25 protein-coding genes are annotated in these 22,368 nt (G+C 72.6%); 9 read left to right on the top strand and 16 right to left on the bottom strand.

Features of this window, described 5'->3' with window-relative positions; genetic code table 11:
- Positions 1-60 precede the first annotated feature (60 nt).
- Complete coding sequence (locus ACFZBU_RS25350) at positions 61-900, top strand: N-acetylmuramoyl-L-alanine amidase (protein ID WP_391585936.1); 840 nt, start codon at positions 61-63, stop codon at positions 898-900.
- A gap of 111 nt (positions 901-1,011) precedes the next feature.
- Here the strand turns inward: ACFZBU_RS25350 and ACFZBU_RS25345 are convergent, their stop codons facing one another.
- The 3 genes from ACFZBU_RS25345 to ACFZBU_RS25335 form a co-directional block, all read right to left on the bottom strand.
- Positions 1,012-1,185 carry a hypothetical protein gene (locus ACFZBU_RS25345; protein WP_391585935.1) on the bottom strand — a complete coding sequence of 58 codons (174 nt, stop codon included), beginning with the start codon at positions 1,183-1,185 and terminating at the stop codon, positions 1,012-1,014.
- 188 nt (positions 1,186-1,373) lie between these two features.
- Positions 1,374-1,766, bottom strand: coding sequence for a DUF3037 domain-containing protein (locus tag ACFZBU_RS25340; RefSeq protein ID WP_391585934.1), 393 nt, complete (start codon positions 1,764-1,766; stop codon positions 1,374-1,376).
- Positions 1,766-2,599: a HipA family kinase gene (locus ACFZBU_RS25335; RefSeq protein WP_391585933.1), complete on the bottom strand. Its 834-nt coding sequence runs from the start codon at positions 2,597-2,599 to the stop codon at positions 1,766-1,768. Before ACFZBU_RS25335 ends, ACFZBU_RS25340 begins: the two co-directional genes overlap by 1 nt.
- Before the next feature lie 73 nt (positions 2,600-2,672).
- On the opposite strand from ACFZBU_RS25335, the gene ACFZBU_RS25330 reads away from it, so the two are divergent.
- The 3 genes from ACFZBU_RS25330 (at position 2,673) to ACFZBU_RS25320 (ending at position 5,146) form a co-directional block, all read left to right on the top strand.
- Complete coding sequence (locus tag ACFZBU_RS25330; protein ID WP_391585932.1) at positions 2,673-3,476, top strand: ATP-grasp domain-containing protein; 804 nt, start codon at positions 2,673-2,675, stop codon at positions 3,474-3,476.
- A 57-nt stretch (positions 3,477-3,533) separates the two neighbouring features.
- A complete protein-coding gene (locus ACFZBU_RS25325) occupies positions 3,534-4,067 on the top strand; it encodes a MarR family winged helix-turn-helix transcriptional regulator (RefSeq protein WP_391585931.1) in 534 nt (177 codons plus the stop codon).
- Positions 4,068-4,159: 92 nt separating this feature from the next.
- On the top strand, positions 4,160-5,146 hold the full coding sequence (locus ACFZBU_RS25320; RefSeq protein ID WP_391585930.1) for an SDR family oxidoreductase: 987 nt from the start codon (positions 4,160-4,162) through the stop codon (positions 5,144-5,146).
- A gap of 219 nt (positions 5,147-5,365) precedes the next feature.
- Here the strand turns inward: ACFZBU_RS25320 and ACFZBU_RS25315 are convergent, their stop codons facing one another.
- A complete protein-coding gene (locus ACFZBU_RS25315) occupies positions 5,366-5,701 on the bottom strand; it encodes a YnfA family protein (protein WP_391585929.1) in 336 nt (111 codons plus the stop codon).
- Between the two features lie 255 nt (positions 5,702-5,956).
- Positions 5,957-6,535 carry a TetR/AcrR family transcriptional regulator gene (locus ACFZBU_RS25310; protein ID WP_391585928.1) on the bottom strand — a complete coding sequence of 193 codons (579 nt, stop codon included), beginning with the start codon at positions 6,533-6,535 and terminating at the stop codon, positions 5,957-5,959.
- A 49-nt stretch (positions 6,536-6,584) separates the two neighbouring features.
- Here ACFZBU_RS25310 and ACFZBU_RS25305 point away from each other — a divergent pair, with 49 nt between their 5' ends.
- Positions 6,585-7,130 carry a GNAT family N-acetyltransferase gene (locus tag ACFZBU_RS25305; protein ID WP_391585927.1) on the top strand — a complete coding sequence of 182 codons (546 nt, stop codon included), beginning with the start codon at positions 6,585-6,587 and terminating at the stop codon, positions 7,128-7,130.
- Between the two features lie 16 nt (positions 7,131-7,146).
- On the opposite strand, the gene ACFZBU_RS25300 is transcribed toward ACFZBU_RS25305, so the two are convergent.
- The 4 genes from ACFZBU_RS25300 to ACFZBU_RS25285 all read right to left on the bottom strand — a co-directional run bounded on the left by ACFZBU_RS25300 (position 7,147) and on the right by ACFZBU_RS25285 (position 11,381).
- Positions 7,147-8,019 carry a sigma-70 family RNA polymerase sigma factor gene (locus tag ACFZBU_RS25300; RefSeq protein WP_391585926.1) on the bottom strand — a complete coding sequence of 291 codons (873 nt, stop codon included), beginning with the start codon at positions 8,017-8,019 and terminating at the stop codon, positions 7,147-7,149.
- A gap of 193 nt (positions 8,020-8,212) precedes the next feature.
- Positions 8,213-8,641: an ATP-binding protein gene (locus ACFZBU_RS25295; protein ID WP_391585925.1), complete on the bottom strand. Its 429-nt coding sequence runs from the start codon at positions 8,639-8,641 to the stop codon at positions 8,213-8,215.
- A gap of 370 nt (positions 8,642-9,011) precedes the next feature.
- Positions 9,012-10,076: a zinc-binding dehydrogenase gene (locus ACFZBU_RS25290; RefSeq protein ID WP_391585924.1), complete on the bottom strand. Its 1,065-nt coding sequence runs from the start codon at positions 10,074-10,076 to the stop codon at positions 9,012-9,014.
- Positions 10,077-10,196: 120 nt separating this feature from the next.
- Entirely contained in the window at positions 10,197-11,381 is a 1,185-nt protein-coding gene (locus tag ACFZBU_RS25285; RefSeq protein WP_391585923.1) for an LLM class flavin-dependent oxidoreductase, read from the bottom strand.
- Positions 11,382-11,425: 44 nt separating this feature from the next.
- Here ACFZBU_RS25285 and ACFZBU_RS25280 point away from each other — a divergent pair, with 44 nt between their 5' ends.
- The 3 genes from ACFZBU_RS25280 (at position 11,426) to ACFZBU_RS25270 (ending at position 14,067) form a co-directional block, all read left to right on the top strand.
- Positions 11,426-12,316, top strand: coding sequence for a PaaX family transcriptional regulator C-terminal domain-containing protein (locus ACFZBU_RS25280; protein ID WP_391585922.1), 891 nt, complete (start codon positions 11,426-11,428; stop codon positions 12,314-12,316).
- A gap of 300 nt (positions 12,317-12,616) precedes the next feature.
- Positions 12,617-13,003: an ArsR/SmtB family transcription factor gene (locus ACFZBU_RS25275; protein ID WP_391585921.1), complete on the top strand. Its 387-nt coding sequence runs from the start codon at positions 12,617-12,619 to the stop codon at positions 13,001-13,003.
- Complete coding sequence (locus ACFZBU_RS25270) at positions 13,000-14,067, top strand: cation diffusion facilitator family transporter (RefSeq protein WP_391585920.1); 1,068 nt, start codon at positions 13,000-13,002, stop codon at positions 14,065-14,067. The genes ACFZBU_RS25275 and ACFZBU_RS25270 overlap by 4 nt, the downstream gene beginning before the upstream one ends.
- 94 nt (positions 14,068-14,161) lie before the next feature.
- Here the strand turns inward: ACFZBU_RS25270 and ACFZBU_RS25265 are convergent, their stop codons facing one another.
- The 7 genes from ACFZBU_RS25265 to ACFZBU_RS25235 form a co-directional block, all read right to left on the bottom strand.
- Entirely contained in the window at positions 14,162-14,896 is a 735-nt protein-coding gene (locus tag ACFZBU_RS25265) for a glutamine amidotransferase (protein WP_355535707.1), read from the bottom strand.
- Positions 14,896-16,185, bottom strand: coding sequence for a MurT ligase domain-containing protein (locus ACFZBU_RS25260; protein WP_391585919.1), 1,290 nt, complete (start codon positions 16,183-16,185; stop codon positions 14,896-14,898). The genes ACFZBU_RS25265 and ACFZBU_RS25260 overlap by 1 nt, the downstream gene beginning before the upstream one ends.
- 285 nt (positions 16,186-16,470) lie before the next feature.
- Positions 16,471-17,151, bottom strand: coding sequence for a uracil-DNA glycosylase (locus ACFZBU_RS25255; RefSeq protein WP_391585918.1), 681 nt, complete (start codon positions 17,149-17,151; stop codon positions 16,471-16,473).
- Between the two features lie 214 nt (positions 17,152-17,365).
- On the bottom strand, positions 17,366-17,740 hold the full coding sequence (locus ACFZBU_RS25250) for a VOC family protein (protein WP_391585917.1): 375 nt from the start codon (positions 17,738-17,740) through the stop codon (positions 17,366-17,368).
- 398 nt (positions 17,741-18,138) lie between these two features.
- Positions 18,139-18,567 carry a hypothetical protein gene (locus ACFZBU_RS25245; RefSeq protein ID WP_391585916.1) on the bottom strand — a complete coding sequence of 143 codons (429 nt, stop codon included), beginning with the start codon at positions 18,565-18,567 and terminating at the stop codon, positions 18,139-18,141.
- A 376-nt stretch (positions 18,568-18,943) separates the two neighbouring features.
- The gene (locus tag ACFZBU_RS25240; protein ID WP_391585915.1) at positions 18,944-20,431 is read right to left on the bottom strand and encodes a phosphatase PAP2 family protein; all 1,488 of its coding nucleotides are present in this window, start codon (positions 20,429-20,431) and stop codon (positions 18,944-18,946) included.
- Positions 20,432-20,476: 45 nt separating this feature from the next.
- Positions 20,477-21,496, bottom strand: a complete 1,020-nt coding sequence (locus ACFZBU_RS25235; RefSeq protein ID WP_391585914.1) for an ADP-ribosylglycohydrolase family protein — start codon at positions 21,494-21,496, stop codon at positions 20,477-20,479.
- 431 nt (positions 21,497-21,927) lie between these two features.
- On the opposite strand from ACFZBU_RS25235, the gene ACFZBU_RS25230 reads away from it, so the two are divergent.
- Positions 21,928-22,323, top strand: coding sequence for a VOC family protein (locus tag ACFZBU_RS25230; RefSeq protein WP_391585913.1), 396 nt, complete (start codon positions 21,928-21,930; stop codon positions 22,321-22,323).
- The last annotated feature ends 45 nt before the right edge of the window (positions 22,324-22,368 follow it).

The raw sequence follows: 22,368 nt of genomic DNA, 5'->3' as shown, positions 1-22,368 counted from the left end.
CCGTGGCGACCATGGGCATTTGCGACCCCGTCCCCCGACCTCGATCACAGGGAGACCGCCATGGCCTGGTACCCCGGAGCCACCAAGCGCGAGCTGGAGCCGGAATCCGACGCGCAGCCCGCCATCCGCCCGACCCAGTTGATCCTGCACTCGATCGCGGCGCCCTGGTCCGGGGAGCGGATGTACGAGTACTGGCGCGACTCGACCAACCTCGAATCGCACTTCGGCTGTGCGTACGACGGCGGGCTGTGGCAGTACATCGGCACCGAGACCCGGGCCGACGCCAATGCCTCGGCGAACCGACGATCCGACGGCACCGGCGCGGTCAGTTGCGAGAGCGCCAGCAACCTGGAGCACACCGACCCGTGGACCGACGCCCAGGTGGACAGCCTGATCCGGCTCGGAGTGTGGATGCACGAGCGGCACGGCCTGCCGCTGCGGGTGTGCCGGGCCTGGGACGACCCCGGCTACGGCTACCACCGGCTGTTCGCCAAGTGGTCCATCGACGGCACGGCGTGCCCCGGCGACGCGCGCGTGCGGCAGTTCCACGACCTGGTCTTCCCGGGCATCGTGGCCGGAGCCGGCGGCACACCGCCCGTCGACATCCCCGCCCCGCGCCCCGCCGTCGACCTGGTCGAACTGGTGGCCGCCGCCCGGTCCGACCCGGGCCGCGAGGGCACCCCGGTCACCTACGTGGGCACCCGCATGGTCGAGAACGCCCTGGTCGCCGAGGGCCTGCTCGCCCGCAACCTGGCCGACGGCCACTACGGCACCGCGACCGTGAAGGCGTATGCCGAATGGCAGCGCCGACTGGGCTACAACGGCGCGGACGCGGACGGCATCCCGGGCCGTCGGTCACTGACCCGGTTGGGCGCCAAACACGGCTTCACCGTCGTGTGAGCGGGCCGGGCACGCGTCGCCGCGCGGGCCTCGCACGCCCCGGCGGACGCGCGATCGTCACACGCCTAAGCCGGTGCACGGGTCTCACCCGCGTGGGTCGATGCGTGGGGGTCAGATGCCTCGGTCGGTGGCCACCAGGAGGGCGGTGACGATCGCCATCAGCGACCACACCAGCCACGTCCAGGCCATCGCGTCGTACACCGCGCTGTACAAACCCAGGATGGTCAGCAGCACGAGGGTGCAGACCACCATGCCCCGACTCTGTGGACCGTACGTACGGATCATCGTCGCCTCCACCTCGGAGCCCGGGAACAACCGGTACCCGGCACGGTAGCGCAGCAGCTCACGACACGGACAGAGCGTGGCGGCCGGCAACCGCGTGGCGCGGCGGGTCGGTGCGCCGCGTTCGGGTGGACCGGCAGCCGCCCGAGTGCGCGGGGGTCATGGCATCCCCGCGCACCGTGCCGCCCGTTTCACAACACCAGCAGGTCGAAGAGCCGATCCAGGTCGGCCGCCGGATTCGCGGTCAACCCGCCGTGCACCGGACCGGGCTGCACGATGGTGCTGCGCGGCGCGGTCAGCCAGCGAAACCGCCGGCCGACCGGCTCGGCCCCGGGCGCGCCGGCCGCTTCGCTCCCCGCACATACGAGTTCCCACGCGGCGAGCACCGCGCGCGCCTGGGTGACGTCGGCGTCCGGGTCCAGCGCGCACAGCCTGGACTGTTCGACGTGGGTGCGCGCGCCCAGGAAGCCGAACGCCTGGCTGTACAGCGCGACACCGACGTTCAGGCACTCGCCGCGCTCCACGCGCGGCACCAGGCGGATGATCGAATACTCGAAGAACTCCCGTTGCGCGATCATCGTCATCACTTGAGCCAATCCGGGCGGTTCGACGGTTGTGCCGCGCCCTGCCGCGCGATCGTCTCGGGCGCGATGTCCGGAAGCCATGCGCGCGGTGCGGCGGCCCGGGCGAGCAGGTGCGCGATGTACGCCTCGCGCAGCGCGTCGGGGCTGTCCAGGCCCAGCGCGCGCTCGGCGTCACCGGACTCCAGCCACTCGTCCGGGACCAGCGCGAGTACCTCGGTGAGCAACTCGCGGGTGATCCGGGGCGCCAGTTCGGCGTCCGCCTTGAGCAGGCCCGGACCGCCGAGCGCGGCCAGCACGTGGTCGCCGGCGTCGAACGCACGCGTCGCGGCGGACTTCGCGGCCTGCCACGCGTGGTGGAACCACAGCGCGGCGCCGTGGTCGATCAGCCACAGCCGGCCGTGCCACACCAGCAGGTTCGGATTGCGCCAGGAACGGTCCACGTTCGAGGTGAACGCGTCCAGCCACAACACGCGCGCGGCCAGCTCGGCGTCCGGCTCCCACGTGGCAGGGGTGAAGTCGGCCGAGCCCGGCAGGAAGTCCATCCCCAGGTTCAGTCCGGCACTGGCCCGGACCAACTCCTGGACCTCCTGGTCCGGCTCGCCGCGCACGATCACCGGATCCACCTCGACCCGCACCAGGGCGGGCACCGGCAACCCGAGCCGGCGGGCCAGTTCGCCCACCACGACCTCGGCGACCAGCACCTTGGCACCCTGCCCGGCACTGCGGAACTTCACGACGTAGGTGCCCAGATCGTCGGCCTCGACGAGACCGGGCAACGAACCGCCCTCACGCATCGGCGTGACGTAACGAATGGCATGGACCAGGGGAAGCATTCCCGAACAATGCCACGGGGCGCACGGGGAAAAACACTCGCCCCATCGGGCCCGGGGCCGACACCCTGGGCCGATGACCTCCGCCGACCGCGTCCTGGTGCTCGCACCGCGCAGCACCGACACCGATCGTGCCCTGGTGGGCGCCGCGCACCGTCGCGGCCTGCCCGCACGCCGGCTGCACACCTGGCGTGTCCCCGAGGACCTGGTGGGTGCCCGAGCCCATCTGTACGCCGGCCCGCTGTTCGCCGACGCGATGGCACGCGAACTGGACCTGGGCCTGCTGGAGGCGCCCGAGGACTGGCCGGCCGAGCTGCCGTGCGAGCTGACCCGTCGGGAGATCACCGCGACCACGCTCGCGCACGCGTGGACGCTGCGCAGGCCGATGTTCGTCAAGCCGCCCAACGACAAGTCGTTCGCGGCGCGGGTGTATCGCGACGGCACCGAGTTGCCCGGAAGCGACGCGGCGGACCCGGACACGGTGGTCCTGGTCAGCGAGACGATCGCCTTCTTGACCGAGTTTCGGCTGTTCTGCCTGGACGGGACCGTGCGGGCGGCGTCGCGCTACGCGGTCGGCGGCGACCTGGGCGTCGCGCCGATCGACGAGTGCGCGCAGGGCGCGGACGCGCTCGCGTTCGGCGCCGACGTACTGGCCGCCGCCGGGTCCCGGCTGCCGTCGGCGATCGTGGTGGACGTGGGCACGACCGACCGGGGCTGGGCGGTCGTGGAGGCCAACGCGGCATGGGCCTCCGGAGCCTACGCGAGCGATATCGACGCCGTTCTGGACGTCGTGTTGCGCGCCGGTGGGCCGCGTGGGGAACACAAAGAGCGCGACACGTCGTTTCTGCGACACGCCCCCGTCGTTCGGCATCGGGCCTGACGGGACAATGGGCCACCCGGATCCGACCGGATCCCCGTTTCCCTGGACGTGACACGCGTGAGTTCGCCGGAATCCACCTCGGCGCCGATCGGCGACCTGTTCATGCGGCTGGCCAAGCGCATCCGGGTGCGCGCCGGACGTGAACTCGCCCCGCTGGGGCTGACCCCGGCGCAGGCGCATGCGATGAAGGTGCTTGCGCACGCCGACGAGCCGTTGCGGATGGCCGATCTGGCGGCGCGGTTGGAGATCGTGCCGCGGTCGGCGACCACCGTCGTGGACGACCTGGCCGCGCGGGACTTGGTCCGGCGCAGCACGTCCGAGTCGGACCGGCGCTCGACGCTGGTCGAGTTGACCGAGCTGGGGCGGGCCGAGCTGCGTCGGATCCGGGCGATCCGGCAGGGTGCGGGTGCGGCCGTCTTCGATCGGCTCGGCGAGGCGGATCGGGCCGAGCTGTTGCGGCTGTTGCAGTTGGTGGACCGGGAGTTGGTGGACCGGGAGGCTTCGGATCGGGAGGCGTCGGGCTCGGAGGGGCCGAGCTCGGAGGGGGCGGGCCGGCACGGGCCTTCTTGCCCGCCGCGGGGAGTGGGGTAGGCGCCGGGCCGGCGCGGGTTTACGCCGACAGCGATTCCGCCCAGAGCGTGAGGTGCTTCCCGTGATCGCCGCGGGTGGGCAGAGTCGAGCCCATGAGAATTCTGATTCTGGGTGGTAGCGCTTTCGTCGGCCGCGCCGTCACCGACGCCGCGTCGGCCAGGGGCTGGGACGTGACCGTTTTCAATCGCGGACGGCACGAACTCCCGGTCGGCGTAAGGTCGTTGGTTGGTGATCGGACCGCCGAGGGCGGCTTGGCCGCGCTCGCCGACGGTGAGTGGGACGTGGTCCTGGACACCTGGAGTGCCGCGCCGCGCGTGGTCCGTGACTCGGCCGACCTGCTGGCAGGTCGGGTCGAGCGGTACGTCTACATTTCCAGTTGCTCGGTGTACGCCTACCCGACGCCCGCCGGGTCGGGCGAGGAGGCCCCGCTGGTCGAGGCCTCGCCCGACGACGGTGACGACGTGGCCTATGCCAGGGCCAAGCGTGGCGCCGAGATCGCCATCGAGCAGGCGTTCGGCGACCGGTACGTGCATGCACGCGCCGGTCTGATCCTGGGCCCGCGCGAGAACATCGGCCGCCTTCCGTGGTGGCTCAACCGGATCGCCCGCGGCGGCCCGGTCCCGGCTCCTGGGCCGCGCGAGGCGCAGATCCAATACATCGACGCCCGCGACCTGGCCGAATGGACCCTGGACGCGGCCGAGGCGGGTCGTAGCGGCGCCTACAACCTGATCGGCCCGACCGGCCACACCACGATGGGCGAACTGCTCGACCTGTGCGTCCGGGTCACCGGTTCGGACGCCGAACTGCGCTGGCTCGACCCCGACACGATCCTGGCCGAGGGCATCGAACCCTGGCTCGAACTGCCGATCTGGCTTCCGGCCGGCGAGCTCTACGACAGCATCCACCGCCGGGACGTGCGCAAGGCACTGGGCGCCGGCCTGCACGTGCGCCCGGCCGAGGAGACCGTCGCCGACACCTGGACCTGGCTCCGCTCGGTGAACGGCGTCGTGCCCCAACGCCCCGACCGCCCGGTGGTGGGCCTGCCGGCGGAGAAGGAGGCGAAGTTGATGGGGAGCTGAGCGCGGTCGTTCGGAACGGGGGCGGGGCGGGGGCGGAGCGCGCGCGGGGGCGTGGGTTGGGACGAAGGGGCGCTGTGGGGGTCGCGGAGAGCGGGGCAACGCGGAGGTGACCGTGCGGCGCGCCGGAGTCCGGCGTGTGGCGTTGCCGCGTGTCGGGCGTCTTCGGCGCCGGCTCGCGACGCACCACCTTCACCCCGTCGGTCCCGCCGACTCCGGAGGTCAGTGGCCCCGGGGCGCATACATGATCACGCCGACGCCGACGAGACAGATCAACGCGCCGGCGACGTCGAAGCGGTCCGGGCGGTAGCCGTCCAACGCCATCCCCCAAGCCAGAGAGCCGGCGACGAAGACACCGCCGTACGCGGCGAGGATGCGCCCGAAGTTCGCGTCCTCTTGAAGGGTGGCGACAAACCCGTACGCACCCAGAGCCACGACACCCGCACCGATCCACGCCCATCCGCGGTGTTCACGAGTGCCCTGCCACACCAGCCACGCGCCGCCGATCTCCAGAACGGCAGCCGCCAGGAACAGAGCGATGGAACGGAAGATCGTCACGGGCGCGAGCGTACCGAGACACCGGCCGCGGACGGTTTGGCGTCCCCGCCGCCACAGTCGCACGACGACCCGCAGCCATGCCCCTTCTCGGCGCCTTCGGTTCGGCGACGCCACCAGGTCCAGCCGACCGGTGCGACGGCTGCGCCTTGTGCTGCCGCTCGGCGGCGGCATGTCGCACATGGCGGGGTTGGGCTGCTCGGCGCTTGTTGGTTCGATTCGCGTATCGGCTTCGGGTGGGTTCGGGGTGTGGCCGGGTCAGTGGGCGGCCGGTGGGGGGAAGGAGTGGTCGAGGAAGGCTGTCCAGGCTGATTGCACTCGTCGCCGGTGGGCCGTGGTGGTGCCGGCCAGGTGGTCGAGGAGGAGGCCGCGGAGGACGGCGAGGACCAGGGTCGGCGGGACGGGATGCTCGGCCAGGACGCGCCGGAGCGGGGGAAGCCAGTCGTCGAGGGACTTGCCGGCGAAGTCGGACCAGGGGCCGTCCGGGCCGTCGCAGGAGCGGACGTAGCCGTCGAAGAACAGCCGCAGTGCGCCTCGGCGTTCGGGAGCGATCAACCAGGTCCACAGCAGGTCGAGGGTCTCCCGGGCGGTGCCGGGGTGGCCGTCGGCGCGTTCGACCAGGGCGAGTTGTTCGGCTCGGCCGACGTCCAGAATCTCCCGGATCAGCCCCTCCTTGGCGCCGAACAGGTAGAGCAGTACGCGCGGGCTGGAGCCGATCGCCTGAGCCAGTGGGCGCAGCGAGAGTTCGGCCAGCCCGTGTTCGGCGACGTAGGCGACGCTCGCCGCGAGCAGCTCGTCGCGGCGGGCGGAAGTGGGGGGTTTCGCGTCGGCGGTCATCCGCATATCCTCTACTGAAACGACTGTTTCAGTGAAGGGTATCGAGACCATGACCTCGACACCGAGCCCCACAGCCGGCCAAAGCCCGGACCCGGGCCCGAGCGCCGTGACCGTGCGCGACGCGACCCGCCCCGGCGACCTGGGCGCGCTCGCGGCGCTGCACGGCGTGCTGTACAGCCGCGAATACGGCATGGACACCACGATGGAGGCGGGCGTCGCCGCGGGCATGGCCGAACTCGTGCTGGCCCGGGCCCGGGAGGGGCACGACGGACCCGGGCGGATGTGGGTCGCCGAGGACGCGGAACGGGTGCTCGGCGGCATCGGGATCACCCGCGAGGAGGACGGGTGGATGCGGCTGCGCTGGGTGATCCTGGATCCGGCCGCACGCGGTCGCGGCGTGGGCGGTGCGTTGCTCGACACCGCACTGGCCGAGGCCCGTCGGCGCGACGCGGTCGGCGTGTACCTGTGGACGATCGCGGGCCTGGATGCCTCCAGGCACCTGTACGACCGGGCCGGATTCACCCTGACCGAGGAACACCCGGCCCGCGCCTGGGGAATCGACGCCGTGGAGCAGCGCTTCGACCTGAAGTGGTGAACGGTGGTGAACGGGGTCAGCCGACGAAGGTCACATCCGTTTCGCGCAGGTGATCGGGGTCGGACAGCAGGTCGATGCCGACGATCCGGCCGTCCACGACGGTGAAGCCGAAGATCACCCGGGGCTTGCCGCGCGGTGCCCAGACGGCGCCGAAGATGCCGTCGACTAGCGCGGTGCGGGCGGCCTGGGCCCGGCCGGTGAAGGTCTCCGCGACCGCCATCGCGCCGCGAACGTCGTCCGTCGCGCCCGCCAGGACCGCGGCCCGGTCGGCGCGTACCACCACGTCCGGGTCGAGCAGGGCCAGTAGCGCCTGGAAATCGCCGGCACGCGACGCGGCGAGGAAGGCGTCGACCACCTCGCGCTGCCGGATGGGGTCGACGTCCGGGTCGCCCGGCGAACCCTGGACCCGGCGGCGGGCCCGGCTGGCCAACTGCCGGGTGGCGGTGGGTGTACGGTCCACGATCGGCGCGATCTCGTCGAAGGGCAGCGCGAACATGTCGTGCAACACGAAGGCGAGGCGCTCGGCGGGCGCGAGCGTCTCCAGCACGACCAGCAGCGCGAGGCCGACCAAATCGGCCAGGACCGCCTCGTGCTCGGGGTCGGTGCCCTCGTCGGGCGTGACCACCGGGTCCGGGACGTGCGCGTCCAACGGGTCCTCGCGACGGGTCCGGCGCGAGCGCAGCATGTTCAACGACACCCGGGCCACCGCCGTGGTCAGCCAACCGGCCAGGTTGTCGATCTCGCGCACGTCGGTGCGGCTGAGCCGGATCCAGGTCTCCTGGACCGCGTCGTCCGCCTCGCTCAGCGAGCCGAGCATGCGATACGCCACCGCCCGCAGACGCGCTCGGTGCTCCTCGAAGCGGCCCGCCAGGAACTCGTTCTCGTCCATCGGTCTCACATTCCCGTCGTGTCGTGTCACAGCCTTGACCGACGAAACCCGATGGATGTGACCGAACCGGCGATCCCGCGGGCGACCGACGAACACGCGCGGCGGACCCGACCCGTCGCAACGTCCCGACCCGGCAGGCGGCAGACGGCAGACGGCAGACGGCGATGGCCGACCACGGCCCACCCCGCCCGGCTCAGCGCAGCGGCAGCGTCACCCACACCGTCTTGCCGCCGGTCGCGTCCGGCTGGATCCCCGCGTACCCGCCGGCCTCCGCGACCAGGGCCTTGACGATCAGCAGGCCGCGTCCGCTGTCGTCGTCGACCGTCTCCAACAGCGCCTTGGGGCAGAACGGATGTCGATCGTGCACCCCCACCTGCACGCCACCGTCGTCGGTGCCGCACACGGTGACGCCGATGGCGGGGGTCAACACCCCCGCGTGCCGGACCGCGTTGGTCACCAACTCGGACACGACCAGACGCAGCGTGTCCACGAGATCGCCGTGGGCCGGCATGCCCCACTCGACGGCGATCGCGACCACCTTGCGCCGGGCCGCGGACACCTCCGCCTCGTGCGGCGGCAGATCGAACCGACACACCGGATGAGCATCGTTGAGCACGGTCATACCGCGCCTCCCGAGCCGGTGGCGGTCACGCGATGGACGGACACGGCACCGTGACGGTGCCCGGTGTGACTCATGATGTCCCCGATGGCGGGTGTACGGATCTTCCGAGGGAATTCCATCGGAGCGTACCGATTCCGACACCCGGTGCGTCCAGTTTGCGACACTTCCACGCCCCACTCGGCGGGGCGTTCGGGGGCGTGCGCGCGTGAAATGCCCTGGCGAGCGCGCCGTTCGTGCACGGCGCGCGCCAGGGGCGACCGGCCCGGGTCCACTCGTACGCGTGACACCCGCCCCGCGCGTCCGCCTCGGGCCCGCCGCGGCGACGGCCCCGGGGGTTCGGCGCCGGGGCGGACGCGGGGCGGGCTCGCCGCTACACCGTGGCGGGATGTACGCCCGACCCCTCCAGGTGCGGTCGGACCAGGACCTTGACGTGCTCGTCCGGCCGGCCCAGCGTGTCGATCGCGGCGGCCACCCCGCCGAAGCCCACCTGACCGGTGACCAGCGCCGCCGCGTCCACGCTGCCGGCGGCGATCCGGGCCAGCGTCTTCGGGTACTCCTCGGGCGGATAGGTCAGACACATCTTGACCGTGAGGTCCTTGTAGATGCCCACCACGGGTCGGAACGTGTCCTCGGTCATGCACACTCCGATCAGCAACACCGTGGCGCCCCGCGGCGCGGCGTAGGTGATGCGATCGAACATGCCGGCCCTGCCCGAGCACTCGAAGACGGTCAGCGGTTGTCCCGGCTCGGTGATCTCGCGCCACGCGACGAACGGGTCCTGCTCGGCCGGGTCGACCACGACGTGGGCGCCGAACGCGCGGGCGAGTTCGCGGCGGCGCGGCGAGGGTTCGGAGACCACCACCGGCGCCACACCGCGCTCGATCAGGCCGGCGATCGCGCCCAGGCCGATCGGCCCGGCACCGATCACGATCGCCGCGCCGCCCTTCTCCGCACCGGAGCGGGCCACGTTGCCGAAGCCGACCGCGAGCGGCTCGGTCAGCGCGGCGATGTGCGCCGGCACGTGGGAGGGCACCTTGACCAGCGCCGCGGCCTGCATCACCATGCGCTCGCCGAAGCCGCCGGGGAAGGTGTTGGAGAAGCCGATGGTGCGCAGGACGCCGCCGCCGTCCAGCGCCCAGGGCAGGCCGACCACCACCTCGCCCTCCTCGAAGCCGGTCACACCCGGACCGGGCCGCACCACCCGCGCGGACAACTCGTGACCCATCACCAGATCGGCGTCCGGGTCGAAGACGAACGAGGGTGTGTCGGAGTCGATGGACGCCTGTAGGAATTCGGCCGTGTGCTTGTATGCGGACAGGTCCGAACCGCAGATCCCGCAGGCCACCGTCTCCACGAGGACCTGCCCCTCGCCGGGTTCGGGTGCCGCGATGTCCTCGACCGTGAACGTGCCGCCGCGCAGTACCGCTGCTCGCATGATGGGCAATCTCCCTGTCGGGTCGACCGGTTCGCCGGTCACCGGGTCGCCGGGCCACGGGTCGCCGGGCCACGGGTCACCGGGTCGCCGGGCCGATGAACGAACGTGTGTCGGTGGGGTTCAGGACGCGGCGGGCGGCGTCATCGCGGCGACGACCGCTTGACGCAGCGCGCCGATGAAGCGCTCGCTGTTGTCGTTCGCCCAGGCCATCGAGGCCTGCCGTGGGCGGTTGGCGCCGGTGAAGTGCGGGACCACGTACTCGGCGAACAGTTCGTAGCTGCGCCGCTTGTCCGCGGGCCGCGCGATCGGCAGGTCGAGCAGGAGCAGCGTGCCGAAGCCTCCGGACCGCTCGGTCATCGCGGTGATGCGTTCGATCGCCTGCGCGGGCGTGCCGATCATCGCCACGCCGAAGGTCGGGAATCCCTCGCCGGTCCACTGCGCCACGGCCTCGTGGGGCGTCGCGCCCCAGGGCATGGTCATCCCGGACAGCCCCTGGATGTAGTCGACCAGGTGGTGCACGCCGTACTCGGCCTGCTCGCGCGCGGCCTCGGTGGTCTCGGCCAGGTGCATCGGCACCACCAGGCGCCAGCGCTCGCGGTCGGCGACGTGGCCGTGTTCGGCGCAAGTCTTGGCGTACACGTCCCAGTTCGTGGCCAGCGCGGCGAAGCCGGACGGGTCGGCGGCGGCGAGCGAGAGCAGGCCCATGCCGTGGGTTCCGGCCTGTACCGACCCGGACGGGGAGACGGTGGACGCGCATACGGTCTCGATGCCGGCGCGCGTGTACGGGCCCAGGTGCAGGCGGGCCTGGTCCAGGGTGAACCAGTCGGTCCGCATGGTCACCGTCTCGCCGCGCAGCAGCGGGACGATCGCGGCCAGCGCCTCGGCCATCATGCTGCGCTGGCGCATCGGGTCGATGCCCATCATGAAGGCGTCCGAGGCCAGTTGGCCGGGCCCGGAGCCGAACATCACCCGACCGCGCGACTGCAGGTCGAGCTGCACGATGCGGTCGGCCAGGACCAGCGGGTGGTGGTAGGGCAGCGAGTTGACGCCGGTGCCGAGTCGGATCCGGCCGGTGCGTTCGGCGGCGGCGGCGATGAACACCTCGGGCGAGGCGATCGTCTCGTATCCGGCCGAGTGGTGCTCGCCGATCCACGCCTCCTCGAAGCCGAGCGCGTCCAGGTGTTCGACCAGGTCGAGGTCCCGGCGCAGTTGCAGCGCGGGGTTGCCGTCGATGCCGTGGTAGGGGGCGATGAAGGCGCCGAAGCGGGTCGGCAGGGCGGCCTCGGACACGGCGGCATCGGACACGAGCGGGACCTTTCGTAGGACACAAGAACCTGCTTGGATGAGTTATGTCCTACATGGAGGATGGCGAGGAAACAAGGGGTACGCCCGCCGGTCGCACCGGACCGCGCACCCGGCGCACCGCAGCCGGCGGCCCCAGCGCCCGCACGCTGTTGTTGACCGTGCTGGGCGAGTACGTGCGCTGGCCCGGACACGACGGGGTGTGGTCGCCGACGGCCGTGGCGGCACTCGACGCGCTGGGGGTCCCGGAGGCGGCGACCCGGCGGGCGATCACCAGGCTGATCGCGGAGGGGTGGCTGGTGGCCCGCGCCGAGGGGCGGTACACCCGGCTGACCCTCGCGCCGTCGCTGTATCGGCTGCTGGCCGGGTGGACCGAGCGGCTCTCCCGGGCGACCCGGGAGACGCCCTGGTCGGGGCAGTGGCAACAACTGCTGTTCCGCCCGCCGGCGACGTTGCGCGAGGCGCGCGCGGTGGTCGAGGAGCAGCTCGCCTTCGAAGGCTTCGGCGATCTGGGTCGGGGCGTGTGGATCGCGGCGGACCCGGGCGGGGTGGGCGTGCTGCGGGCGCTGATCGCCGAGCGTGGCCTGACCGGGTACGCGACCTGGATGACGTCGAGCGTGAGCGACCCGGAGCGGGAACGGGCCCTGGTCGAACAGGCCTGGGACCCGGCGGCGATCCGGGTGGTCCTGGAGGCCTTCGTCGATCGGTTCACCGGGGCCCGGGCGAACACCGACGCGGAGGCGTTCGAGCTGCGTACCCGGCTGGTGCACGCGTGGCGGCTGACCTTCGAATGCGACCCGCGGCTGCCTGCGGCGCTGCTGCCGGCGGATTGGCCGGGGGCGGCGGCGAGCGACCTGTTCGTGGCCACGTGGCGCGAGATCCACGAACCGGCGCAGCGATGGTGGGCGCGGTTGGACCGAGACCCGAGGCCGGCCTGACCGAACCGCGAGTCACCTGCGGTGGGCGCGGGCCGGCGGGTCGGAGGGTGGGCCGCGCGCCGCCCTCTCGCGCCGCCCCGTCCCGCTCGGTTCGGCGGCCGTCCGGGCGATCGGCCGTCCGATCGCCCGGGCGATCGGCCGTCCGGGCGATCGGGTCGGGATGGGTGTGGCGCGGTTGCGTACCGATACCCCCTGCCCCTATGTTCTTCTCGTGCTCGTATGAAGAGCTGTTCAGACGTTACGATGTCCGAGTCGAGACGACGGCGGGTGGGGCGTGGACGCGATAGTGGAGGTGACCCGGTGGCGCAGCCGGTGAACGCGGACTTGGTGGACTCGGTGCGATCACGGTTGCCCGACGGTCCGCACCTGGCCGAGACCGCGGACGTGTTCGCGCTCCTGGGCGACCCCGGTCGGCTCACCCTGCTGGTTGCGCTCCTGGAGGGCGAACTGTGCGTCCGCGACCTGGCCGCCGCGTGCGGGCAGGGCGAATCGGCGGTCTCGCACCAGTTGCGGCTGCTGCGCGCACACCAGGTGGTGACGGTGCGCCGGGCGGGCCGGTTGGCCTACTACCGCCTCGCGGACGCGCATGTACGCCTGCTCCTGGACGTGGCGCTCGCGCACATCGGCCACGCCCCCGCCACCGATCACACCGGCTGCGCGAACGACCTTCCCGGAGGGACTTCATGACCACCCGCGACCACGACCACGGCCCGGACGCGCCCGGGCCCCCGGCGCCGACCCGAGAGCCGCGAGGGGCCCACGGCAGTCACGACGCGCACGGCAGTCACGACGGGCACGACCACGGGGGAGCCGGGCACGCGGGTCACTCGCACGGTGTCGCCGCGGACGCGGATCGGCGCTACCTGACCGCCGCGCTCGTGCTGATCGGCGCGTTCATCGTGGTCGAGGTCACGGTCGGCATCCTGGCGAGCTCGCTCGCGCTGATCACCGACGCCGGCCACATGGTCACCGACGCGTTCGCGATCGGCCTCGCGCTGGTGGCGATGCGGCTCGCGGCCCGGCCCGCGCGCGGGCGCTGGACGTACGGATTCAAGCGCGCGGAGATCCTGTCCGCGCAGATCAACGGCATCACATTCCTGGTCCTGGCGGTGTGGTTCAGCTACGAGGCGGTCCGGCGGCTGATCTCGCCGCCCGACGTCGAGGGCTCGCTGGTCATCGTCACCGCCGCGGTCGGCATCGTGATCAACGTGCTCGCGGCCTGGCTGATCTCGCGCGCCAACCGCTCCAGTCTCAATGTCGAGGGCGCCTACCAGCACATCCTCAACGACCTGTGGGCGTTCATCGCCACCCTGATCTCCGGTGTCGTGGTGCTGACCACCGGCTTCGCCCGGGCGGACGCGCTCGCCTCGCTGATCGTGGCGGCGCTGATGCTCAAGTCCGGTATCGCGCTGGTCCGCGAGTCGTGGCGGATCTTCCTGGAGGCGGCCCCCGCCGGCATCGAGCCGGACACGGTCGGGGCGGACCTGGCCTCGGTCGAGGGTGTCACCGAGGTCCACGACCTGCACATCTGGACCATCACGTCGGGTTTCCCGGCGCTGTCCGCCCACGTTCTGGTCGAGCCCGGAGACGACTGCCACCGGGTGCGCGACCGGCTCCAGGCGCGGCTGCGCGAACGGTACGCGATCACCCACACGACGCTTCAGGTCGACCACGCCGACCCGTCGGTGCTGGCGATCGGCGCGACCCGCGGGCACTGCGAGGACCCGCACGGGACGGTGCACACGCCCTGACGGGTGGTGGACGGCCGAGGAGCCCGCATACCGCTCGGCGGGGTATGCGGGCTCCTCGGCTCGGGTTCCTCCCCGAGTCGGCTCGGGTGCCGCCTCAGTTCGAGGCGGCTGCCCGGACCGTGCGCAGGCGCTCGGAGCGCAGCTGCTCGTGCCAGTGGTCGCCCAGCGGAGTCAGCGGCACGCCGGTGGCCCAGGTGAGCAGCAGGTCGGCGAGCGCCGGGTTGCGCGACATCACCGGCCCGTGCATGTACGTGCCGATCACCCGACCCGCGTAGGCGCCCTCGGTGCCGTCGCCGGTCCCGTTGCCGTTGCCGTGGGTGACCCTGGCCAGCGGCTTGGCGCCGGGGCCCACGTGGGTGACGCCCTGGTGGTTCTCGAACCCGGAGAGCACGGGCAGGCCGAGCGCGGGGTCGACCTCGGCCAGCACCTCGCCGACGCAGCGCTTGCCGGGCGCGCCCCGGCCGGAGCGCACGTCCAGCAGACCCAGGCCCGCCTCGGGCTGGTCGAGGTCGTCGATGAACTCGTTGCCGATGATCTGATAGCCCGCGCACACCGCGAGCAGCGCGGCGCCGGCACCGACCGCGGTGGCCAGCCCCGGGTCGCGGCGCAGGCGCTCGGCGGCCAGTCGCTGCGGCCGGTCCTCGCCGCCGCCGATCAGGTAGATGTCCCCGGAGGTGGGGACGGGCTGGTCGGAGCGTACGTCCACACGCTCGACCTCGATGCCGCGCATCAGCGCGCGACGCTCCACGATCAGTGCGTTGCCCTGGTCGCCGTATGTGCTGAGCAGGTCCGGGTAGATCCAGACCAGGCGCAGCCTGCTCTCACCGATCATGCCTGTGCCGCTTCCTTGATCGTCTTGCGCAGCTGTTGGAACGCCGTGTAGTTGGCGATGACCTCGATCTGGCCGGGCGGCGCCGCCGCGACCGCCTGGCCGAGCGTCTCGCAGACCTGGAACTGCAGGCCCGCGACCTCCAACCGGACGGCCAGGTCGAGTCGGCGCTGGCCCAGCACGAACAGCGGGCGGCCGGCGAGCTGGGTGAAGTCCACGTCCCAGATCCACGAGGTGTCCTTGCCGTCCGCGTCGAGCGCGTTGACGGACAGGATCACCGGGGTGGGCGGCGGATCGATCAGCGAGAACGTCTCGACCCAGCCGGCCGGGTTCTTCGCCAGGAGCAGCCGCAGCTTGCGGCCCATGTAGTCGACCACGTCGTAGCGGCCGGCGACGGCGGTGACGTGCTTCATCCGCTCCAGCGCCGCCTCCACGGGCACGCCGAACAAGGACGCGACGGCCGCGGCGGTGACCGCGTTGGCGCGGTTGGCCCGGCCCGGCAGCTGAAGGTGCAGCGGCCACACCCGCCCGTCCGGGTCGACCATGCGGTCGCCGGCGAGCGACCAGGCGGGCGAGGGGCGACGGAAGTCGCACTGCGAGCAGAACCAGTCGTCGCCCGGACGCTGCATCACGCCGCCGCACTGCGGGCAGGACCAGGAGTCCTCCTGCCAGGTCTGCCCGGCGGCGACCCACAACACGTCCTTGCTGGAGGACGCGGCCCACACGATCAGCGGGTCGTCCGCGTTGGCGACCACGATCGCGTCCCGCCCGCGCAGACCCTCGCGCCACTTCTCGGCGAGCATCCGGGTCTCCGCGGCACGGTCGAGCTGGTCCCGGGAGAGGTTGAGCAGCGCGATGGCGACCGGGTCGGAGTCCCGGGCGACGCCCGCGAGGTACTTCTCGTCGACCTCGATCACGCCGTAGCGGGCCTCGTTGCCCGCGCCCGCGAGGGCGGAGGTGATCCCCGCCGGCATGTTCGCGCCCAGCGCGTTGGACACCACGGGACCCGCGGCGCGCATCGCCTCGGCGACGAGGCGGGTGGTGGTGGTCTTGCCGTTGGTCCCGGAGATCAGCACCACCTGCAGCCCCACCGACAACTGCGCGAGCAGGTCCGGGGCGAGCCGCAGCGCGAGCTTGCCCCCGATGACCGAACCGCTGCCCTTGCCGGCGCGTCGCGAGATGGCCGCGGTCACCCGACTCGCGGTGATCGCCAATTTGGAACGCGGCGGCAACGCCTCGGAGGAGCGCTGCGGCGCACCCCCCTGGCCGGGAACGCTATTGCCTGACATCGAAGAAGGTTCCTCCAAGCGACGGCCCCGACCGGCGGTGGCCCATGACCGGTTGTACCGGCCGCCACCCTATAGGCGTGGACGCGCGGGGTGGTTGTCGTGGTTGCGCCCCGGCCGGGTCGGCAGGGCGTGCCTGTCCGCTCCGGCCGGCGCGCCGGCTGCGGGGGTTGGGATCTTGCGGCAGGTCGGTGGACCCGCTCCGGCCCGGCGGGCCGGGCGGGTCGATTGGTGCTTTGGGGTTACGCGAAGCGGTGGTTCGGGGTTCCCGGAAGTGGTGCTTCGGGGCTACGGGAGGCGCCAGTCGACCGGTTGGGCGCCCTGGGCGACCAGGAGGTCGTTGGTGCGGGAGAAGGGGCGGGAGCCGAAGAAGCCGCCGGCGGCCGACATGGGGGAGGGGTGGGCCGACTCGACCACGGCCGCGCCGGGGCCGAGCAGGGGCCGGGCGTTGCGGGCGTCGCGGCCCCACAGGATCGACACGAGCGGGGTGCCGCGGGCCGCGAGCGCCTTGATGGCCTGCTCGGTGACCTCTTCCCAGCCCTTGCCGCGGTGTGCGGCGGGGCGACCGGGGGCGGTGGTCAGGGCGCGGTTGAGCAGCAGTACGCCCTGGGCGGCCCACGGGGTCAGATCGCCGTTGGTGGGCATCGGCAGGCCCAGGTCGCGGTTCATCTCGGTGAAGATGTTGATCAGCGAGCCCGGCAGCGGACGCACCTCCGGGGCGACCGAAAAGCTCAGCCCCACCGCGTGTCCGGGGTTGGGATAGGGATCCTGGCCCACGATCAACACGCGTACGTCCGCGAAGGGTTGGGTGAACGCCCGCAACACGTTCGCGCCGGCCGGGACGTAACGCCGTCCTGCGGCGATCTCTCCTCGCAGGAAGTCGCCCATGGCGGCCACTCGGCCCGCCACCGGTTCCAGGGCCTTCGCCCATCCTGCCTCGACAATTTCGCCCAACGGCCGCGCCACCATGGGAGTTGAGCATAGGGCAAACGGGTGACAGTCCCGGCACGCCGGCAGCGTCGGCCACGGTACGGGCGTGCGGGCGGGGGACTTGGCCGGTTTCGGGGCTCGATGGTGCCGGGTGCCGAAGGCCCGATGCCCGATGGCCGATGGCCGATGGCCGATGGCATGGGCGTTTTTCGGTCGGCACGGGAAACGGGGAGGGCGGTCGTCGCGCCGGCGATCAGGCCGGGGACATCACCTCGTACAGGTTTCCCGTGTCGTCGGTGAAGAACAGGCCGCGTGGACACAAGGGGTGGTCGATGCGGCCGTTGGTCGGTTCGGCGGGGGAACTGCCGTACGGGATGTCGGCCGCCCGGAGTCGGGCCAGGATCGCGTCGAAGGTGGCCGGGTCGACGTCGAAGGCCAGGTGGTGTCCCTCCGCCGCGGCCACCGTCATGAAGTCGAGGGTGAGCTGCTCGTTGACCCGGACGGGCGCGAAGTGGCCGTGGGCACCGGCCGGAGGCAGTTCCTCCAGGCCCATCACCGTGGCGAAGAAGTGGGCCGCCGCCCGGTGGTCCGTGGCGGGGACGATGGTGTGGTTCAGCGAGACGGCCATCCTGCGGCACTCCCGGGAGCGTCGGTCGGTACGGACTCGCCTTCGCCATGGCAGACGACGATTCCGTCCGGAACGCGAGGCCGGTCGCCGGTCCGCCGGGCGAAGACGACGCCAGGGGAGACGCACGAGTTCCCGGCCGGGTTCCCGAGCGCGAGTCGTGGCGCGGTCGGCGCGGGTCGATCCGGGCAGATGCCGGTCGGGTCGGCGGACGGCGGCGGCGCGGGTCCGGTCCGGGATCGGACCGTGGTCACGGGATCGCTCGACCCGTTCGGCGCCGGTGCGGCCGACGCTCGGGCGCGGCGGCCGGCGTGTGGCGGGCGATCGCGCCGTGACGCCATGGGCATCCGCACGGCCGGCCGTACGGATGCCCATGGCGGTTCGCCGTCGGCTGTCCTGGCCTAGTCGAGCAGGCCCGTCACCGTGTCCCAGGCGTCCTCGGCGTCCGTGCCTGCCAGGGCCAGGGCCACCGCCGCCTCGCACGCGGCCAACGCGAAGACCGCCCCGACCCACGTGCGTTCCGCGGGGGTGAGGCGGCGCCACTCGATCGCGCCGCCGGCCCCGTCGACCAGATCCGACGCCACCACGAGCCAGCCCCACTCCGCGCTGCCCCGCCCGCCCGCCAGGGCGCGCAGTACGCCTGTGCCCAGCAACACATCCCGCGCGCCGAGACCGCGGCCGAGCAACGACGCCTCCCGGGCCGCGGTGGGCCGCAACCACACCCCGCCGCGCGGAGCCACCATGGACACCACCCCGGCGGCGACCCGTCCTGCCGCCAATACCGCCGCCACCCGTCCGGCCGACCCGGATATCGCCCCCGAAACCGCCACCACTGCCCCTTATCGACACCAGTTCGCACCCCCGGCCCATCGGCCGGCGGCCCACACCGTAGCGGTGCCCCGGATCGCAGCCCCCGCACCCCCACCACGCACACGACCCGCCAACGGTTTCCAGCCCACGTGTCCAACCGTCTCGACGCCGCCGGAAAGAGCCGGGCACGACCCGGCGGGGTCGCCCGGTGCGGCAGTGCGGCGGCGCGAACGGGACGCGGTGGGTGGCTTGCTTGCGCGACCGCGACCGCGAACGCGACCGCTATCGCTCCGCGCATGGCCTTGGTCCCGGGACCGCGGCGGGCCCGGGCCCGGGCTTGTTCCCGTGGCCCGGGCCCGGCGCTGTGACCGCAGTCGGGTTTGCTTCCGGTCGGGGTCAGTCGCGTAGGGCGCCTTCGGGGCGGTAGACCGTGAGGCGGCGGCCCTTGGCGATGCGTAGTTGGGAGGCGCCGGGGCGGACTTCGCCGTCGACGGCGAGTTCGGCGCCCTCCTGTATCTCGGAGAGGCGGACCGTGCGGGCCGTGGACGCCTCGTAGACGCGCGAGCGGCCGAGTGTGCCGGACAGGACGGCGGCCACCAGGCGGGTGCGGGCCAGGGGGCGCGAGGCGTCGACGATGCGCACGTCGAGGAGGCCGTCGGTGAGGTCGGGTCGGTAGGTGGGCGCGAAGCCCTCCGGGGCGTATTCGCCGTTGCCGAGGAACAGCAGCCACAACGAGCGCGGGCGGCCGTTGACGCGCATCTTGACCGGACCCGCATCCCGGAGCACCCGGACCAGGCCCACCAGCATGGCCGGCCACTTGCCGATCTTGCCCTCCAACTCCTCGCGGAAGCGCACCAGATCGGGGTAGACGCCGAGCGAGAAGGTGTTCAGGAAGAGCTCCGGACCCAACTCCCGACCGTCGTCGGAGAACGGGTGCGAGTGGTCGCGCTGCAACTCGGCGACGTCCACCAGCACCGCCTCGCCCGCCGCGAGCGCCAGCGCGGTGTCGTCCAACCGGGTCAGGCCCAGGTCGCCGGCGAAGTGGTTGAGCGTGCCGGCCGGGAAGACCGCCAGTGGCATGCCCCGGTCCAGTGCGATCCGTGCCGCGCAGTTCACGCTGCCGTCGCCACCCGCGACGCCCAGCACCTGCGCCTCCCGGGCCGCCTCGCACAACAACGCGACCAGATCGCCGTTCTGGCCGCGCTCGACCACCTTGGCTCCGGGCAACAACTCGCGCAGGCGTTGTGCCGTGTCGCCCTCGGGGCCGGCCGAGGAGTTGACCACGACCACCAGGCCTTCTCCCTCGACCAGCGACGGCACCTTCCCGCGCGGGGGCGGTGCGGACGCCGCCTCCACCGGCCGGGTCGGCCACCAGCGCAGTGTCACCGCCGCGAGGCCCGCGCCCAGCGCCGCGCCCGCCAGTACGTCACCCGGATAGTGCACGCCCGTGTACACCCGGGAGAAGGCCACCGATCCGGCCAGCGCGCCGGCCGCGACACCCAACGGCCGCGACTCCAACGCGACGCCCGTGGCGAAGGCCGCCGCGGACGCCGCGTGCCCGGACGGGAACGAGGTCGTCCACGGCTGCCGGCTGAGCCGGCGGGCCAGCGGCACCGCGTCGATCACCGGCCGGGGCCGGCGTACCCAACTCTTGAGGACCACATTGGTCACGGTCGACGCGAGCGCCACCGAGCCCAGTCCGCGCATTGCCGCCCGACGCCCGCTGCGTCCACCGGAAAGCGCCATCCCCGCACCGGTCACCGCCCACAGACGCGAATGGTTGGCCGCGCGGGACAAGGCGGGCAGCGCCTTGTTCGCCCACGGCACATGATGCGTTGCCACCCACGCGAAGGCCGCCCGGTCGGCGGCATGGATCTTTCCCATGGCGCCATCACTACCCGCAACCGGTCTCGCACACCACGACCTGCGTCACATCCGGAGAGCCTCGGACACCTCGGACAGTTCGGCCCGATACTCGATACGGTCGAGCCACTCGGCGGGCCAGCCGGTCAGGCCGTGTACGGCGCCGATCATCGCGCCCGTCAACGCGGCGATCGAGTCCGAGTCGCCGGACGTGGCCGCCGCGCGGGCGAGCGCCGACCTCGGGTCGTCCGGATACAGCGCGACGCACAGCACGGCCGTGGCCAACGCCTCCTCGGCGATCCAGCCGGCGCCGGTGACCTGGCACGGATCCGAGCGTCGGTCCCGCTCCAGCAGGGCGCGGTCCAACCGGTCCAGGACGCCCAGGCATTCGTCCCAGCCGCGTGCGATGAAGCCCTCCGGCGTGTCCGCGAACGGGCCGCGCCACAGGTCCTCGCCGAGCCAGTCGGCACGGTAGACCTTGCGCTGCGTCTCGGCGTGCGCACGCAGGTACGCGGGCAGTTCGGCGACCGGCACACCCGACCGCAGTCCGTGCACGGCGGTCGCGGTCAGATCCGATGCGGCCAGCGCGGTCGGATGACCGTGGGTGACCGCGGCCTGGAGTTGCGCGGCGCCGCACCGGGTGGCCTCGTCGAGGCCGTCGACCAGGCCCAGCGGGGTGACCCGCATGTTCGCGCCGCAGCCCTTGGAGCCGCGGCGGGTCGCGTCGAGCCAGGTTCGACCGGCGGCCAGCTCCGCGCACGCGGACATGCATGTGTGCCCCGGCGCGCGGGTGTTGTCCGGGGAGTCCCACCAGATCAGGAACCGCTCGATCACCAGCGGCGCGAACCGCTCCGCGGTCAACACCCGCGCGTTCGCGCGCGCGTCGATCAGCGCGTGGGCCACCGCCAGACCCATCTGGGTGTCGTCGGTGACCAGGGCCGGCGTGCCCTCGAGGTCCATCGGCCCGGGCAGTTCGTACCGGCGCACGATCTGCGCGTAGGACAGGAACTCCGTCGGCGCGCCCAACGCGTCCCCGTACGCCAACCCGAACATGCTCCCGCGCACCCGCTCCGCGTTCCCCACCATGTGGCACCACCCTTCGTCGAGGCCCCAGCCTGCCGGCCGCACGACCACCTTCCGGATCCTTTTCGACCCCGGCACCGAGGGCGACCGGAGCGCGGGCGGGCGGGGTGGGATGTGGAGGCGATCGTCGGGGCGGGTGAGGTGGGGCGGGATGGGGGTGGGGGCGGGGATGGGGATGGGGAGGCGGAGGCGCCGGATCGGTCGGGCTCCGGCGGGGGAGCGGGGCGTGGTGGCGGGCGGGGCGGTCGGGCGCGGTGCGGCGGCGGGCGCGGGGGCGCGGCGCCAGGTGTGGTGGTCGGCGGCGGGAGGGCGGCAGTCGGCGGCGCGACGGTCGGGGCGCGATGTCGTGCGGCATGGCCGAGGGTGGGTGCGTGGGTGGGATGTACCGTCTCGGGAGGGTTCGAAATCCGTGGATCGGGGCGAAGCTTCCGGTCATGGACGTACTCTCCGGCCGCATTCTGTTGCGCCCCATCGACCTCGATCGTTCGCTGGCCTTCTACCGGGACGTGCTCGGGCTTGCGATCGCCCGCGAGTTCGGGACCGGGATCCATCGGGGGACGGTGTTCTTCCTCGGCGGTGGTTTCCTGGAGGTCTCGGGCACCGCGACGGAGGCCGGGCCCGGGTGCGCGGACCTGCGGTTGTGGCTCCAGGTACGGGACTTGGTCGCCACTCACAAGGAACTCCTGGGCAAGGGCGCCACCGTGGTGCGCGAGCCGCGTCGTGAGGCGTGGGGGTTGGACGAGATGTGGATCGCCGATCCGGACGGTGTGCGGATCTGCGTGGTGCAGGTTCCGGACGAGCATCCGATCCGCTACCGACCCGGCATCTGACGGTTCGTCCGCAGCCGTCGCGAGAGCCGCCGGCTTCGCCGTGCG

The sequence above is a fragment of the Embleya sp. NPDC008237 genome, assembly GCF_042956465.1.
Classification (GTDB): Bacteria; Actinomycetota; Actinomycetes; order Streptomycetales; family Streptomycetaceae; genus Embleya.
This window is presented reverse-complemented; position numbering and strand designations above follow the sequence as displayed.